This is a genomic window from Fructilactobacillus sp. X7R9C1, from assembly GCF_059901005.1.
Map to the genome: position 1 here is coordinate 36,740 of NZ_JBWXVG010000003.1, position 15,045 is coordinate 51,784.

Genomic DNA, 15,045 nt, shown 5'->3' on the forward strand with positions numbered 1-15,045 from the left:
TCCCATGAATGTTGTTCATGAGACTCATTTTTTTCGATTATTTATTTATTTAGGTCTTCAATTGAGTTAACGTTCTTCATGTACTTCGGAACAGCTAAGCCAACTTTAGCCTTGTCAATACTGGTACCAACGATTTCAACGTTGTTTTTGTACTTCTTGTACATCGGTGCCATCGTTGTTGGCAACCAACCAGCAGTTGAAGCATCGGCCGATCCAGTTGAAAGGGCCGTCCACATTGGTTGAGCTTCCATTGCTGAAAGGGTTGGTTTATAACCCTTCATCCGTAGCAGTTGAGCAACCACGTTGGATGATGACAATTCGGAATCCCAGGAAACGAGGACCAGTTTAACGGGTTGACCGTGTCCCTCAGGAACACCGTTAAGCCACTGTTTAACTAGTTCGGGGTGTTTATTGATGAATTCTTTTGAGGCTTTTTCAGCATTTTCACCCTTATCAATCTTAAACATGACTTCACTCATTAATTCGTCGTTCCAGTGGAATTGTCTGAGAAGTTTTGTTGCTCCAGGATTTTTCTTTTCAAATCCCTTGTGGATGATAGTTTGAATGTGTTCACCCTTACCATAAGCGTTCTTTGGATCTTTTAAGAACTTGATGGGATACTTTTGAAACATCCAGTGCGGGGTCCAACCAGTAATTACGATTGGTTGTTTGTACTTGAGCGCTTTATCAAGAGATGAAAGCATGGCAGCAGTAGAACTAGCTTGAAGTTGCCATTTTTCCTTCTTAAGTCCATAAGTGTTTAGCGCCTTGGTGGTTGATGACATGATTCCGGCTCCGGAATCAATTCCAGTTATTGTGTAGTTAACTTGTGGTCCAACTTTAGCGTTGGGATTGTACTTTGGTGGATTTACACTACATGCGGTTAGAGTTACCGCTAAAAGTAACGCGGAAGTGATTCCTAGAATCCATTTTGTAAATTTTTTATTCATTATTTATTTGCTCTTGCATCAGCTTTATTGGCACCACCAAGGCCTTTACTGATTTTATCAAGAACAATGGCAAGAATAACGATTGCGATACCCGCTGCAAAACCAGTACCAACATCATTTCTACCAACGGCAAAGTAAACGGCTTCTCCAAGCCCCATTGTACCGATCATTGAAGCAATAACTACCATTGAGAGGGCAAGCATGATTCCCTGGTTAATCCCTGACATAACGGTTGGTTTTGCTAGTGGGAACTGAACTTTGAAGAGTTTTTGCCATGCGGTACAACCAAATGATTCCGATACTTCAAGGTATTCACTTGGGACTTGTCTAATTCCAAGGTTGGTCATGTTGACGATTGGTGGAATTGAGAAGATTACGGAAGCAAATACACCAGGAACTTGACCGATTCCGAATAAAGCAACGGCAGGGATCAAGTAAACGAAAGCTGGCATGGTTTGAAGAAATGACATGATTGGACTCACAATAGTTTCCACAATTTTACTTTTAGCCATCCAGGTTCCAAGTGGAACTCCAATGATGACGATTAAAAGGCAGGTTGTCAGAACCAAGTCCAAAGTTTGAGTCATGTCCCGCCAGTATCCTTGGTTCCAGATTAAAAGGAAGCCAAGAAGTTCAAAGAGCATGAAGCCCCAGTGTTTTGTTTTGCGAAATAAGAACCAGGTTCCAAGTAGGATAATGACAATAAACAACCAAATTGGGATAATGTCAAAAACCCATTGGATTCCGTTCATAACGGTATTTAAGAAAAGCGTAATTGCATTAAAGAAACCAGCAAATCCAGTTAACCAAGCAAAAAAGTCATTGACCCACTTGGCAATGGGAATTGCACCAATGCTAGCGATAGATAACAAACTATTCATTAGTTATCTCCTCCTTTCTTCGTAGCCATGGCATCAAGAACGGCACTTCTTAAAATAATACCCTTCAGATGTTTTTCGTCATCAACCACCGCGTATGGGATTGGTGATTTAGAGATGGCATTGAACAAGTCACCGATTGGTGTACTTGGAGCAGTAGTTGGAACATTTGTTTTTAATGCGATGTGAAGATCTTTTTCGTGTTTATCAATCATTTCGTTGACGTCATCAGCGTCGACAATTCCAACGAAGTGGTCTTGTGAATCAACAACAAAGATACTTGAGATTTGGTCTTCCTTCATCCGACGAAGGGCTAACTTAGGACCGTCTTTTTCGATATTAACGGTATTTGGCTTAACCATGACGTTGTATGCGGTAAGAATCTTAGAACGATCAACGTTTTCGATGAATTTCTTAACGTAATCATTTTTAGGATGATCAAGTAAGTCTTCTGGTGTATCAACCTGAATGACGTCGCCATCGTGCATCATCATGATCCGATCACCAACTCTTAGTGCTTCATTTAGGTCATGACTGATAAAGATAATGGTTTTATGCAACTTCCGTTGTAGTTCCAATAATTCATTCTGCATTTCCCGCCGATTCAATGGATCAAGAGCTGAGAAAGCTTCGTCCATCAAAAGAATATCAGGATCATTAGTGATGGCACGTGCTAAACCAACTCGTTGTTGCATTCCACCAGATAGTTCAGTTGGATAACTATCGTCGTATCCGTGAAGACCCACCATCTCTAGTGATTCGTGGGCCTTTTTTTCACGTTCTTCTTTGTCAACGTCTTGAACTTCAAGTCCAAAAGCAGCATTTTCAAGGATGGTACGGTTAGGAAGTAAGCCAAAACCTTGAAATACCATACTCATTTTTTTACGACGAAGGTTAAGTAATTGTTTCTTATCAAACTTCATGATGTCTTCTCCATCTAAGTAGATGGATCCAGAAGTAGGGTCAATCAAGCGATTAAACATTCTTAACATGGTTGACTTACCCGAACCAGATAGTCCCATGATAACGAAAATTTCGTTGTTTTTAATTGAGAAGTTAGCATTATCAACTCCAACTGTACTACCAGTTTCTTCAAGAATTTGAGCCTTATCTTCTCCCTTAGATAAAAGTTCTTGTGCTTTTTTAATATGAGGACCAAAGATTTTAGTGATGTGATCAACTTTGATTTTTTCATTATTATTTTGAGCCACAGAACTCCTCCTTTCGATTAACACTGACAATTAAAGTAAAAATATCTACATTAACCAACTTAACAAGTACAACCGTATATGTCAACTTTTCTACCATTTATAAAGCGCGGCACACCGGTTTTTACGGGTTCTATGTCCTTACTCTGATGTAGGTTCTCGTAATGTAATTTTATTTTAAAATTAATGTTAAAAGATGAGAAATGTGTTAGAAGAATTGTCCGATCCCATAGTGAATGATCATGGTAATGATTCCCACGATGACGTTTCTAATTACCGCAATCTTCACCAGACCATTCCCAAGTTCGGCACTTAAGAATCCGGTGATAGCTACAGCAATGATGACAGCGATGATAGTTCCAGGCCACTGAAGTCCGACGGGAAGCAGCGTCATGGCAAGTAGTGGGAGAATTCCACCAAGTGCAGCAGAACACAGCGACGAGAAAGCGGCACTCCACGGACTTAGATATTTCCCTAACTGAAGGTCATATTTGACGCTCACTACCGTTTCAAGCGGTTTTTTTGATAATAGATCCTTTGCAATTTCAGTTGCCGTTTCTTTACTAACCCCACGGCTCATGTAAAATTGAACGACACTTGCCATTTCATCATCGAAATTGGTTTTTAAAAGCTTGCTTTCGGTTTTAACGGCCGCTTCCTCAGTGTCACGTTGGGAACTTACTGAAGCATACTCTCCTCCTGCCATTGAAAAGGCACAGGCAAGCAGATCCGATAGTCCGGCAATGAAAATGGTGAGGGGATTCGTAGTAGCTACAGCAACTGAAAAAAGGACTCCAACGACAGTGAGAATTCCATCATTTGATCCAAGAACGCCGGCACGGAGATTGTTCAATTTCTCATCCATGGTATTGTCGTTATTATCTTTTAGTTGTTTCTTTAAATGAAGACGCATCTGCTTACCTCCTAAAATGCTAATCCGACTAAACGACCAACAAGGTAGGCAACGGTCATGGTTACTAACCCCGAAATGACGTTTCGTATCAGTGACTTAGTCCGGTTAGCGTTTCCAAGAATGGCAGCAACGTATCCGGTGATTGAAAGTGCCAAGACGATGGCAATGTAGGTCCCAAGCACGCGATATTGCGCTGGTGCAACGAAAATAGTTACCAGGGGAAGAATTGATCCAGTTGGAAACGAGATCATAGATGCGATGGCAGCGGCATAAGGATTAGTGAAATCATTTCGATCAAATGAATATTTTTCACGAACCACGGTAGTGAGGGGATCCTTTTGCATCATTTCGGAAGTTGCTCTTTCAGCCAGGGCGTTTGCCATTCCGGTTTTAAGGTACTTATTTTTAACGTAGTTAAACTCGTCATCATAATGATTTTTAAGGCCTTGTTTAACAAGATCAATTGCCTGACGTTGTGAATCTTTCTGGGTGTTAACCGAGACGTATTCTCCCATCGTCATGGATACCGTTCCGGCAAGCATTCCCGCTAAACCTGAAATTAGAATTGCCCAATTACTAGTTGATGCACCAGCGACCCCGAGGACAATTCCAGCAACCGATAGGATCCCATCATTGGCACCCATAACACTAGCCCGCAAAACGTTGATTTTCTGGGCAAGCGATGTTTTCATTTTTGACATAACTGACTCCTCCAGTTTATAATGATTATAATCTAGCTCAACTACTATTTTACCGCAATAACTTGACATAGTAAACACGAAAGAGAAATTAGGCATAAAAAAAGCACCATGAACAAATGTCATGGTGATCGATTTTTGAAATAAAATTAGTTTTTTAATTAGTCCTTTGATGAAGTTTTGGACATTTCAACAACTTTTTGGTTGTTGCTCTTGTTTTGACTCTGTTGGTCCTTTTCCTTTGCTTGACATTCTTTACAAATTCCATGAACTTCAACGTTTGAAACTGATGGATCAAATCCAACCTGTTTGGTTGCGTCCTGTAAGTCTTTATCAATTTGCTTGAACTTTGGATCATCAATATCAATAATTTTTCCACAGGTATCACAAATGGCGTGAAAATGGGGATGACTGTAAAAGTCATAGCGATATCCACCATCTGGATTTGGCAATTCAATCACGATTCTAAGCTTTTTAAATAAACGTAAGTTATTGTAAACAGTTGCCATACTTAGGTTGGGAAAGGTTTCTTCCAAAAAATGGAAGATGGTCTCAACTGAAGGATGGTTATTGTGATCGATAAGGTACTTTAAAATAATTTGTCGTTGCGGGGTAATTCGGACATTGTTACTTTTAAGAATGTCCATGGCTTTCCCATACGCTTCTTTCTTCTCTTTTTCATTCATAAATATGCACTCCCATACATTATAATGTTACTCTTTTATTTCAATAATCATTCTAGTAGCTTATGGAACACAATTCAACTGAAATCACTGAAATAATTGAAATCTAGCGGATTTCGGGGATCGGACTACTTGAGAGAAACCTAATCTTTTTATTATACCTATAAGATTATGCTGATTATTATTTAATAGAATAGAGATGTTTGGCTGTTTTAATTCTTGAAAAGTAAACTTGATCATGTGATTTAATAATTCGGAAATTAGATCCGGAGCAATTCCGACCTCAAAGATAAAGTAAAACTGGGGTTGGTTATTTTCTAAATTACTGATGGCAAAGATTCCGAGTAGAGTATGAGTGTTTTTGTCCAACACTCCCCAAATCAGAGCCTGAGATTTCATGATTTTACGCATGTCAAGATTAACTAGATCGGCTGTTCTAGTGGGGTTATACTCACCATCCAGGCGAACATTGGCAATTGTGCGACCATTTAAGAGTGAGGTTATTTCGCCAAGATTCATGGTAGTCAGCCAATCCATTTCAAGGTGAGCGGTAAAAATTGGGTGGTAACTTTCAAGTTTCGTCATGGTTTTTTCTCCTTTATATTATTCCAAAATTGTTTGATGTCATGCTCGAGTTCATGAGGGTTGTGAGCAATCTGATAATTTTTCCATTGTTGAGGATAAAGGTTTGTGTACTTTTTCTGGGTAAATCTTTGATCCATTAATACAACGATTCCCTGATCATGTTTACCACGGATGAGACGTCCGGCAGCCTGAAAAACGTTGTTTAAGCCCGGTAGTTGATAAGCATATTCAAATCCGTGACCATTTTCTGCATCAAAGTAGTCCCGAATCAGGTTGGTTTCTGGGTTAAGTCCCGGAAGTCCAACCCCGACAATCCCAACTCCAATTAATTTATCACCGACCAGGTCAATTCCCTCCGAAAAGATGCCACCAAGAAGGGCAAATCCGACAACAGGATGGTCGTTTGGTTGATTGAATTGATTGATAAAGCTGGAACGCGCTGCTTCATTCATGCCAGCTTCTTGTTTGATTGTTTTAACCGTGGGGTGTTGTCTGTTAAATTCATCGTAGATTTTTTCTAGGTACACTCCTGATGGAACAAAGATCAGGTAGTTGCCGGCTTTCCCGCTGATCATTTTGTTGATGGTATCAACAATCTTAGAGATGCTTTGGTCACGTTTTTGAAATGTAGTATTGATGTAAGAAGTGATGATGATATTCTGGTTTGCTTTTGGAAATGGGGAGGGCAGTTGATACTTCAAACTATTGTCTTCGTCACCGAGAACCTTGGCATAGTAGTTCATCGGTGAGAGGGTGGCCGAAAACAACACTGCTCCGCCACCAAGGTTAAGGGTCTCGGCTAGATTGTGACTTGGATCCATACAGAAGAGACGAACAGTCGTATTCTTACCATTGATGAGGATTCTCGTTTTGTAATTTGGACCATAGTACTCGTTGATTTTGAGGTATCCCGTACACTGAAAGAAAAAATCAAGCACCAAGTCCAGGTCATCACCGTCGTCTTGTTTTGCGATCCACTTCCGGAGAACCTTGACTAGGTTAGTAACCGCTTTTGTAAATTTATCCAGTGGATCATCGAGTGCGACTTCGAATTTATGATCTTCCTTTAGTGGTTTGGCAATTACATTAAATTGACGTTTGAGTGATCGTAACTTGGTTAAGACCTTTGCGTTTTGTTCCTTGTTCTTTGATAGAAGCTTGATAACTTTTTCTAATGGTTCAGATGATAGTTCGGTTGAGTACATGTCACGAGAACGATCGACTAGGTTATGGGCCTCATCAATCAAGTAAAAATTCTGATAGTCTTGCACCTCAAAGAAGCGTTGAAGGTGAACCTGTGGATCAAATAAGTAATTGTAGTCACCGATGATAACGTCACAAAAAAGGCTGATATCAAGCGAGAATTCAAAGGGATCAAGTGTGTATTTTTTTGCGTACTTTTCCACCACGTCACGCGTGATCTGGTGATTATTTTTTAAAATATCCTTTAGGGCTGGTTTTAAGCGATCATAGTAGCCAAGCATATAGGGATTATCCTCTGGTGATTTGTCACGTTCATCATCAAACGTAATCTTGTCCTTAGCGGTAAGGGTAATGCTTCGAAGTCGTAATCCATGATTACTCATGAGATTAATGGCGTCTTCAGCAACTCGTCGAGTACTTTGTTTAGCCGTTAAGTAGAACACCTTTGAAATGAGATCATTTCCCATGGCTTTGATGGTAGGAAAGAGGGTTGAGATGGTTTTACCGGTTCCAGTGGGAGCTTCTGCAAACAAGTGGCGGTTAGAAGCGACGGTCTTATACACCGCAGCTGCCAGTTCATGTTGACCCCTTCGATACGTTGGGAAGGGAAATTGAACTTTTTTGGCAGTGATTCTTTTTTCTTCATTTAACTGGTCTTTAAGTTCAAGCCATTCCCCAAATTCGTGAATTAAGTTGTCAAAGAAACGTTTGGAATCTTCGTATGTAATGGAACGTTCCTTTTGCGTAATTTCTTCCTCGGGGGTTTGGACGTACGTCAGTCGCATGGTGACCGACGTAATGGAGGGATTTTTTGTCATCAGCAAATAGGCATATGCCTTTACTTGTCCCCAGTAAAGAATCATTTTGTTTTCTGGAATATCGTTAAACTCAATGTCAGAGGTTTTGATTTCTTCGATTGTGGCTGATTTATCACTCATGATGACACCATCGGCACGACCGTGAACCAAAAAATCAGTCTGATTAACCTGGACTTTCTTTTCTAGATAGTATTCCCTTTCATAGTTGTTAGGACGTTTCTTTTGAATTTTCCGGTGGATTTTAGTGCCAGCTTGAGCCGTGTTCAGACTACTAAGACTACTATTTAGATCTCCGCTTCGAAGTAAAAATTCAACGAGATCTCTGACTCCAACTTTGTTCACTATTTCCACCTCCTTTTTTCAATAAAAAAACAACTTCAAACGAAGTTGTTTTATTCTTCACGCCAACGATTGAACTCGTTTGCATGAGATCCTAAGTAATTCATTGCCTCTTTGGTTAGCCGATCAACCTCAGTTTTTGTTTGATCTGGCATTACGTGATAGAAATTACAAACATATCCTTCAGCAATGTCTTCGTATTGTTCTCTTCGTCCGTAGCCAGCATCGTTAAATAATTTATCTAATCCTTTGACGTCGTTTTTTCCGGCTTCATAGACTTGCTGAGCTAGATTAGTTTTGTTTTCACCTAACATTGTAGCGGCATATTTTATGATAAAATCATTCATATCAATGATGATGTTTTGGCGTTGTTTACGTTCTATTTTCTTCTTCGACATATTTTCACCTCACTATTAGTTTAAAGCATTCGCCCAATAAATGAAAATAGAAAGTGAAAGCTTAAAAAGAACGCAAAATTTATGTTATGATAAGCGCACTAAACTTGGTCGAATCCATACATGTGATAAGATTAAACTGATGTTATTAGAGAAGCGGGTGATTGTTTGGATAATTCAGTTAATCAAGTTGTTAAGGACTTGAAGTATTCGATGAATAACAATTTATTGGTAAATTTGACCCAGCAAAATACAACGGTCTTCTATACTGGCGTGGTCGTTGCCCTTGATGCTGCCGGTGCAATTTTGATCACGTACGATGATTACGGGCTTGCTAACGGACTGGTCTACGTTGTTTACGGAGATATCGATGATATTGACTTTCAAAGTGAGGACCTCACCAAGATGGAGGGACGTATCCGAATGTCTCGTCAATTAAAACTGAACGGAACTAAGCAGGAAGTAATGAAGCTTAATTCTAAAAATGATCTGTTGACCCAGATTTTGGGCAATTCATTTGTCGACCAACAAGCGGTGATGGTGGTAACTCAAGACGGCAATTCCGTTGAAGGGTTCATTAATTCATTGTCGGACTTTGAATTTTCCCTTTCCGTTGTTGATAAATTCGACAACGAAAATGTGACCCATAAGACCATCATTAAACCGTTGGTTCGTTCGGTTGAGTTTCTTGGAACCGAGTTAAAGTTATTAACGGATTCTAAGTCAGTTTTATTTGCCAAACACATTGCCCCGAAAGTCATCGACGGACAATTAGCCATTGAAGCCAACTTGTACTCGGCCATGGAAACAGGGAGAAGAATTGTGATGATACCGAAGATTCATTCTGATTTGTTTTTCATTGGTCAGGTGAAAGCGGTTAATTCTGATTCCGTTATGTTTTCGTTGGTTGATATGATGGGACGATTTGGTGGATATGAACTCATTAAGATTGATGAGATTGATAAATTAGTGATTAAAAGTGATTATTTGCGGCTAATTAATCACTTCGTGTCCATCAATTCGGCTAATGGGGTCTTCGTTCAACCCGTGTTAAATAATGATCGAAGTTTTGATTCGACGATTAATCTATTTGAAGCCACGATTCAAATGGCCATCAAATTTCAACGGGTGGTTAGAATAAAAATGAATGACGGCCAATCTTACCTCGGATTTCCCGTGAAGTACGAGCATGGTCAGATAACCGTTCAAATCGTTGACAAAGCAAAATTATTCGTCGTGAATAATCAACTCATTAATCTCGGAGATATTGACGAGATTGCTTTTGGCTACCTTGACTCATATCTAATTGAGCAACAAATCGGATAAAAAAACGATGGCTCTTATAAAAGTCATCGTTTTTATTTGTTATGAACAATAAACTGCTTAATTATTTTTACTTCATCCTGAGTAGGCTGAATTTGCATACTCTTGATGGCATGAAATCTCTCCACCGTCATGTGTAGGTCAACGGCCATTTGGTTGTCAGGGATGTCATGTTTTTCTTGGAATTTAATTAGATCGGTTGCTACCTGACTAAATTCTTCTCCAATTTTCATTTTGCTTCCTCCTCTACTTCGCTTACTTGACTCTATTATACATTAATTTATTTATTTGAGACAAAGAATACTAGAGCAGAAGCAGAACTACTTGAAGTAAGATGACGTTAAAAACAAAGACGAGCCAGTCCACCTTTGTGATTTTAATGGTCTGATAAAAAGTTCGTGGCTGACCTTCGACAAAACCATGTGATTCCATTCCTTGAGCTAAGTTTTCTGACCAGCGAATTGCTGATAAAATGGCTTTAAAGTATAGGGTCGGTGACCACCAGTGTAATTTAACTCCCCGCATCAAACTAGCAGTTTTAATCTTGTTAACTTCGGCTTGAATTTCTGGTAGAAGGTTGAAAGCCGCCATTGCCCCATAAACAAATTTACTTGGGAGCCGGAGATTTTGCTCTAACGAATTAACCAGTTCGTATAATTTAGTGGTTAACGTGAAGGCCGCTCCATAGACGATGTAAACGTAGATCCGAGTAAATAATAGGATTCCCGCGTGCGTGCTTTTAGCGTATAAAATCTGGGAGATCAGTAATCCGACCGCAGGAATGAAGGCAATCAGAAGGATCCATAACAGATGCTTGAAGTTTACGTGTTTCACTATGAGATAGGCGAGTCCACAGACGATTAGCACACTGTTACCAACGATACTGGTAGTGAAAGAAACTTCTAGGGCAATGATCAATACCAGAACGAATTTTAGACTAGGATTCATGAACATCCTCCTTGTAAGTTAATCGATGATTGGCAAGTTCAATAAAGAAATCAGCATTTTCGACGAGGTCAGTCCGTTGATGGGAAGCAAAAATAATGGTTTTTCCGTTTTTAGCCTCGTTCTCAAGGATCCGCGAAATAATGACGGTTGATTTTTGGTCAAGACCAGCGAATGGTTCGTCAAGCATTAGGATGGGTGCATCCCGAATCAACATAATCACGATCTGGAGTTTCTTCTTTTGCCCACCACTTAGTGAGTAGACAACCCGATCCAAAAGATGATCAAGGTGCAGGGCCTTTAAGAGGTCGTTAATTCGGTCATCAGTCCATTGTTTGGTGATGGCATTTTTCTTGGCTAGAGTCAGTTCGTCTTTAAGCGTGATGGTTAAAAATTGGTCTTCTGAATTTTGGAAAATCAAGTTTTCGGACTTCATGAGAGAGGGAAGTGAAGACTTTTTAATGTTATGATTCATAATTTTGACGACCCCGTTGTACGAATGGAGGCGAGACAGCGCCTTAAAGAAGGTGGACTTTCCGCTTCCATTCTTCCCATTTAGGTAAGTGATTCCGGGATACAGGTCAATGTTTTCTGGTTCAATCAGATTTTGATTGCCGTTCGTCATGGAAAAATTTAATAAATTAATCACGGGATCGTTATTTGACATAATCTTGTAGTGGATCTCTTCTTTAGGGTCGTTTACAAGTTCATTTTTAATCTGGTCAGCCGTAACGGCTTGAACTGAGCCAGCTTGGACGTTAAAGAAATGATCAGCCACGTCGAGATAGTCAGAAAGATTGTGGTCAGAGATAATGATGGTCCGATTGTTTTTTTCTTTTAATTGAATCAATCGTTCGATGATGTCTTTTTTGCTATCAACATCAACGTTACTAAATGGTTCGTCCAGTAAAAGGACGGGACGTTTCATCGCAACTGTCACGGCTAAGGCAACTTTTTGCTTTTCGCCACCCGACAAGGTGGTAATGGCCCGATTTTTAAGTTCACTAATACCACAAAACTTTAAAGCAGAGTCAATCCGGTTGGGCATTTTAACAGGGTCAACGTGAAGGTTGCCAAGGGCAAAAATGAGTTCTTCTTTGACGGTCTTCATCGCAAACTGATGGTTTGGATCCTGAAATAACATGGCTGGTTTTTCATCCATGTCAATTTTTCCGGTTAGTTGGCCTTTGCTATATTTTGGATACAATTGAGCAATTAGTTTTAAGAGGGTGGTTTTTCCACTACCAGTGGGACCAAACAGGAGATTGATGCTATTTGGTTCAAAATTTAAATTGACCTGATTTAGAATTTTATCCTGCTCAGGATATGAAAATGATAGATTTTTAATTGTTATCATTGATTATTCTCCATAAAAAAAGACGTTTCAAGCGCGAGTGCGAGAACGTCCAGCTGATGTATCTAAGCTCAATCTTATCTTCCCTGCGCTGGCATTGTCCAAGTCAGGTTCAACGGGTATAATCTCAGCCACTCGGCACCCCTATGTTTAATTAAACTTAGTATATCAAAGATGGCATAAAAATCAATTTTCAATTAGAATAGGGAAGATAGGAAAATGAAGCGGAGGATACTTTCATGAATTCATGGTGGAATCTTATAGGTGTAGTTGCATGGATAGTTGTGTTAATCGTGTTGATCTTTATGATTAAAAATATTCGATCACGACGAATTAAGATGATTATCGAGGATAAAAAAACTTTTGAATGGCGTAATTTTTTGATATCAATTGGCGAAATTGTTTTTTTTGTTTTGCTGCTGACTTTGATGGTATATACGACTTTCTTCAGAAATATTACTAAAACCAATAATCGAAACGTGATTACGACGTCTCAAGTCGAACCATTGATTATTCAAAGTGATAAGAATGGCTCCTACTACGTAAAGGTTGAAGGTAATAGAGGACCGATCCAGCAGTATTCGTTCTGGCTAAAGAACATTAAGTATCAACTGCCAAGTACGAATGCTCAGGTAGTTACTACGCGTGGAAACGCTGAAGTCACTGGCCGTAGTTACAAGTTGAAGCATAAAAACATCAAGTTAAATGACGAGCATTTTCAAAATGCGTGGGCCAAGGTGGTTACCCTGAGATACAAAGGAAACTTTTGGAACGGTTTGGGGATGCATGCTGGTAAGGATGCTAACCAATTCATCTTAATCAGAGTTCCAAACAAGACATTTGTGCAAAAAGAAAAATAATTAACTAACCACCGATAAGCACGTATCGGTGGTTTTGTTTAAATTGAGGTGTTTAAAATGAGTGAAAAAATTCCAGAGACAATGGATGAAATTAAAAATTTGTTAGACGAACTAAAAAAAGAGGGCAAAACGATTACACTGGATGAGCTGATCCTTGATAACGTCGAGGAATTAGCTCAAGCCTATCTAGATGCGGCGGAAGAAGGCCATTATGACTCTGTAAAAGTGGTTGATGATAAGACAATTGAATTTGTTAGCATCACTGGGAAAACGGTTGGAAAATACGTTTCTAAAGGACAAAGTTTAATTGACGACTTTAAGGATAATTCGCTAAAGTTAGAGTTGGACCTTGAAGCAAGCGCAAATAAGGTCGCAAATGAATAATTTACTTGCAATTTACTGTGTTTATCGATAGCATAGTATTTGTTAAGCGCCCTTAGTGTAATGGATAGCACATGAGATTTCGGTCCTCATGATCCGAGTTCGACTCTCGGGGGGCGCATATATTATTTGCCGGTTATTTTCAAAACACCTATAGAAAGCAAATGTAAGGGCTGACAAAATTATTAAAACTGGTATACTTAGTTAACGGAGATTAAGTCGCAAAGGAGCCTCACTACTTTTAGTAGTGGGGCTCCTTTTGTGTTTAAATGATCACCCATTCCATTGATTAATTGAAATCTTTTCTAGTGATGATGGAATTGTATAAGAGTTTTTGTTCTTATTAATTTTACTACTATCAACATTTTGAATGCTATCACCAACGGACAAAATTAATGGAGTTTTGTCATCTTGGACTTTCCAGACATTTCCATCACTCATTGTTATGCTTTTATGAGGGTTAATCTTAATTTTACTCCAATTATCGTTATCGTTATCAATTGATTCAGTGATGTTGTTAGCATTATCATCGCTGGAATTCATCAGGGAATTAAAATCAAGTGCTTGACTTGAATCAGCAGGTTTTTTTGAATCGTTTAGTGACTGATATACATTAATTTGATTATCTTCTAAAATCTGGTTTGGTGATAATGGTTGGTTTGAGTTATTAGTAATTTTATACATAAAAATAACTCCAGTTTTTCCATCAGTAGTGTCCCCAGTTGCTTCTTTAATTACTTGTACGACACCCTTAGGAGTGACGATTTTATCCCCATCAAAATGAATCAAATTATTATTTTGCTTTTTAGAGATGGTCGCGTTTGTGTTTTTATTGATTTCTTTACTAATATGTTGGTTTACGTTATTTGAGGCATGATCATCAGATCCTGTCTGTGCTTTAGACACTAAAAAGAATGCGATGATAGATATAATAATTGCTACATATTCCCACCAAACTTTATACCAGACTTTTCTTAATGGGGTTTGTGTAGGCTTAACAATTTTTTGCATGAAAGCAAATACTGCTGAAATGATTAAAAGAACTACAGAAACAATTGAGAGAAGTGGTGTAACGAAATAAATTGCATTTCCAATAATTCCTAGTATTGGGGAGACAATTGAATTACCCCAGCGACGATTTTGCTGTAATTGGACGATATGTAGAATTAGTCCTATTACTGCAAAAAGATTAAGTATAACTGCAGTAGTTCCAAGAGATTGTGTACCACCAAATGCATCTGCGAAAGAACTGCCAATTATTAGGAACATTGCACAAAATAGTACAATTGCATTTATAATATCGTCAATTCCTATCCAAACGTTTAATTTTAGTTTCATAAAGAAACCTCCTATAAAGAATTTAAGTATTCAGCTTTTATAGTCATCAGTATTTGGACTTTTGTACATATTATTCTAATTATTCTAATTTGTAACATGTATAATATGTTAACATTTAGTTAAGATTATTAAAAGAAGCTTTAAAACTAAGCACAAACATTAAAAAGGTTTGTT

General features: G+C 38.7%; 16 protein-coding genes, 1 tRNA gene and 1 riboswitch. Of the genes, 4 read left to right on the forward strand and 13 right to left on the reverse strand.

The genetic code is table 11. From position 1 onward, the window contains the following. Positions 1-41 precede the first annotated feature (41 nt). From AC6UD0_RS02865 to AC6UD0_RS02905, 9 genes are all read right to left on the reverse strand, one after another. Positions 42-950, reverse strand: coding sequence for a glycine betaine ABC transporter substrate-binding protein (locus AC6UD0_RS02865; RefSeq protein WP_500708096.1), 909 nt, complete (start codon positions 948-950; stop codon positions 42-44). Beyond that, a complete protein-coding gene (locus AC6UD0_RS02870; RefSeq protein WP_500693468.1) occupies positions 950-1,831 on the reverse strand; it encodes an ABC transporter permease in 882 nt (293 codons plus the stop codon). Before AC6UD0_RS02870 ends, AC6UD0_RS02865 begins: the two co-directional genes overlap by 1 nt. Further along, the gene (locus AC6UD0_RS02875) at positions 1,831-3,039 is read right to left on the reverse strand and encodes a quaternary amine ABC transporter ATP-binding protein (protein WP_500696488.1); all 1,209 of its coding nucleotides are present in this window, start codon (positions 3,037-3,039) and stop codon (positions 1,831-1,833) included. The genes AC6UD0_RS02870 and AC6UD0_RS02875 overlap by 1 nt, the downstream gene beginning before the upstream one ends. A gap of 205 nt (positions 3,040-3,244) precedes the next feature. After that, positions 3,245-3,949 carry a VIT1/CCC1 transporter family protein gene (locus AC6UD0_RS02880; RefSeq protein ID WP_500708097.1) on the reverse strand — a complete coding sequence of 235 codons (705 nt, stop codon included), beginning with the start codon at positions 3,947-3,949 and terminating at the stop codon, positions 3,245-3,247. Between the two features lie 11 nt (positions 3,950-3,960). Then, positions 3,961-4,650 (reverse strand): VIT1/CCC1 transporter family protein, encoded by a 690-nt coding sequence (locus tag AC6UD0_RS02885; RefSeq protein ID WP_500696489.1) that lies wholly within the window; start codon positions 4,648-4,650, stop codon positions 3,961-3,963. 158 nt (positions 4,651-4,808) lie between these two features. Beyond that, the gene (locus AC6UD0_RS02890) at positions 4,809-5,333 is read right to left on the reverse strand and encodes a Fur family transcriptional regulator (RefSeq protein ID WP_500699208.1); all 525 of its coding nucleotides are present in this window, start codon (positions 5,331-5,333) and stop codon (positions 4,809-4,811) included. An 84-nt stretch (positions 5,334-5,417) separates the two neighbouring features. Further along, positions 5,418-5,915 (reverse strand): GNAT family N-acetyltransferase, encoded by a 498-nt coding sequence (locus AC6UD0_RS02895; protein WP_500708099.1) that lies wholly within the window; start codon positions 5,913-5,915, stop codon positions 5,418-5,420. Next, positions 5,912-8,281 (reverse strand): helicase C-terminal domain-containing protein, encoded by a 2,370-nt coding sequence (locus tag AC6UD0_RS02900; RefSeq protein ID WP_500708163.1) that lies wholly within the window; start codon positions 8,279-8,281, stop codon positions 5,912-5,914. The genes AC6UD0_RS02895 and AC6UD0_RS02900 overlap by 4 nt, the downstream gene beginning before the upstream one ends. Before the next feature lie 47 nt (positions 8,282-8,328). Next, positions 8,329-8,673, reverse strand: a complete 345-nt coding sequence (locus AC6UD0_RS02905) for a hypothetical protein (protein ID WP_500693474.1) — start codon at positions 8,671-8,673, stop codon at positions 8,329-8,331. A 165-nt stretch (positions 8,674-8,838) separates the two neighbouring features. Between AC6UD0_RS02905 and AC6UD0_RS02910 the strand changes: the two genes are divergently transcribed. After that, positions 8,839-9,996: a hypothetical protein gene (locus AC6UD0_RS02910; protein WP_500695284.1), complete on the forward strand. Its 1,158-nt coding sequence runs from the start codon at positions 8,839-8,841 to the stop codon at positions 9,994-9,996. Between the two features lie 32 nt (positions 9,997-10,028). Here AC6UD0_RS02910 and AC6UD0_RS02915 read toward each other — a convergent pair whose 3' ends face one another. From AC6UD0_RS02915 to AC6UD0_RS02925, 3 genes are all read right to left on the reverse strand, one after another. Continuing rightward, the gene (locus AC6UD0_RS02915) at positions 10,029-10,226 is read right to left on the reverse strand and encodes an LBP_cg2779 family protein (RefSeq protein WP_500693476.1); all 198 of its coding nucleotides are present in this window, start codon (positions 10,224-10,226) and stop codon (positions 10,029-10,031) included. A 70-nt stretch (positions 10,227-10,296) separates the two neighbouring features. Then, on the reverse strand, positions 10,297-10,941 hold the full coding sequence (locus tag AC6UD0_RS02920) for an energy-coupling factor transporter transmembrane component T family protein (protein ID WP_500708100.1): 645 nt from the start codon (positions 10,939-10,941) through the stop codon (positions 10,297-10,299). Beyond that, the gene (locus tag AC6UD0_RS02925; RefSeq protein WP_500708101.1) at positions 10,931-12,295 is read right to left on the reverse strand and encodes an ATP-binding cassette domain-containing protein; all 1,365 of its coding nucleotides are present in this window, start codon (positions 12,293-12,295) and stop codon (positions 10,931-10,933) included. The genes AC6UD0_RS02920 and AC6UD0_RS02925 overlap by 11 nt, the downstream gene beginning before the upstream one ends. 63 nt (positions 12,296-12,358) lie before the next feature. Beyond that, a riboswitch (TPP riboswitch) is annotated at positions 12,359-12,448 on the reverse strand. Between the two features lie 83 nt (positions 12,449-12,531). On the opposite strand from AC6UD0_RS02925, the gene AC6UD0_RS02930 reads away from it, so the two are divergent. The 3 genes from AC6UD0_RS02930 (at position 12,532) to AC6UD0_RS02940 (ending at position 13,654) form a co-directional block, all read left to right on the forward strand. Beyond that, positions 12,532-13,152, forward strand: a complete 621-nt coding sequence (locus tag AC6UD0_RS02930) for an LVIS_2131 family protein (RefSeq protein ID WP_500695281.1) — start codon at positions 12,532-12,534, stop codon at positions 13,150-13,152. Positions 13,153-13,209: 57 nt separating this feature from the next. Continuing rightward, the gene (locus AC6UD0_RS02935; RefSeq protein ID WP_500695279.1) at positions 13,210-13,536 is read left to right on the forward strand and encodes a hypothetical protein; all 327 of its coding nucleotides are present in this window, start codon (positions 13,210-13,212) and stop codon (positions 13,534-13,536) included. A 46-nt stretch (positions 13,537-13,582) separates the two neighbouring features. Further along, positions 13,583-13,654: transfer RNA gene (locus AC6UD0_RS02940), tRNA-Arg, on the forward strand. Positions 13,655-13,806: 152 nt separating this feature from the next. On the opposite strand, the gene AC6UD0_RS02945 is transcribed toward AC6UD0_RS02940, so the two are convergent. Further along, entirely contained in the window at positions 13,807-14,871 is a 1,065-nt protein-coding gene (locus AC6UD0_RS02945) for a DUF4352 domain-containing protein (protein ID WP_500708102.1), read from the reverse strand. Between the last annotated feature and the right edge of the window lie 174 nt (positions 14,872-15,045).

Bases quoted from the DNA above. Each gene is read 5' to 3' on its own strand.
- AC6UD0_RS02865 (WP_500708096.1), bottom strand. From the start codon at position 950: ATGAATAAAAAATTTACAAAATGGATTCTAGGAATCACTTCCGCGTTA.
- AC6UD0_RS02870 (WP_500693468.1), bottom strand. From the start codon at position 1,831: ATGAATAGTTTGTTATCTATCGCTAGCATTGGTGCAATTCCCATTGCC.
- AC6UD0_RS02880 (WP_500708097.1), bottom strand. From the start codon at position 3,949: ATGCGTCTTCATTTAAAGAAACAACTAAAAGATAATAACGACAATACC.
- AC6UD0_RS02885 (WP_500696489.1), bottom strand. From the start codon at position 4,650: ATGTCAAAAATGAAAACATCGCTTGCCCAGAAAATCAACGTTTTGCGG.
- AC6UD0_RS02890 (WP_500699208.1), bottom strand. From the start codon at position 5,333: ATGAATGAAAAAGAGAAGAAAGAAGCGTATGGGAAAGCCATGGACATT.
- AC6UD0_RS02895 (WP_500708099.1), bottom strand. From the start codon at position 5,915: ATGACGAAACTTGAAAGTTACCACCCAATTTTTACCGCTCACCTTGAA.
- AC6UD0_RS02905 (WP_500693474.1), bottom strand. From the start codon at position 8,673: ATGTCGAAGAAGAAAATAGAACGTAAACAACGCCAAAACATCATCATT.
- AC6UD0_RS02915 (WP_500693476.1), bottom strand. From the start codon at position 10,226: ATGAAAATTGGAGAAGAATTTAGTCAGGTAGCAACCGATCTAATTAAA.
- AC6UD0_RS02920 (WP_500708100.1), bottom strand. From the start codon at position 10,941: ATGAATCCTAGTCTAAAATTCGTTCTGGTATTGATCATTGCCCTAGAA.
- AC6UD0_RS02925 (WP_500708101.1), bottom strand. From the start codon at position 12,295: ATGATAACAATTAAAAATCTATCATTTTCATATCCTGAGCAGGATAAA.
- AC6UD0_RS02930 (WP_500695281.1), top strand. From the start codon at position 12,532: ATGAATTCATGGTGGAATCTTATAGGTGTAGTTGCATGGATAGTTGTG.
- AC6UD0_RS02935 (WP_500695279.1), top strand. From the start codon at position 13,210: ATGAGTGAAAAAATTCCAGAGACAATGGATGAAATTAAAAATTTGTTA.
- AC6UD0_RS02945 (WP_500708102.1), bottom strand. From the start codon at position 14,871: ATGAAACTAAAATTAAACGTTTGGATAGGAATTGACGATATTATAAAT.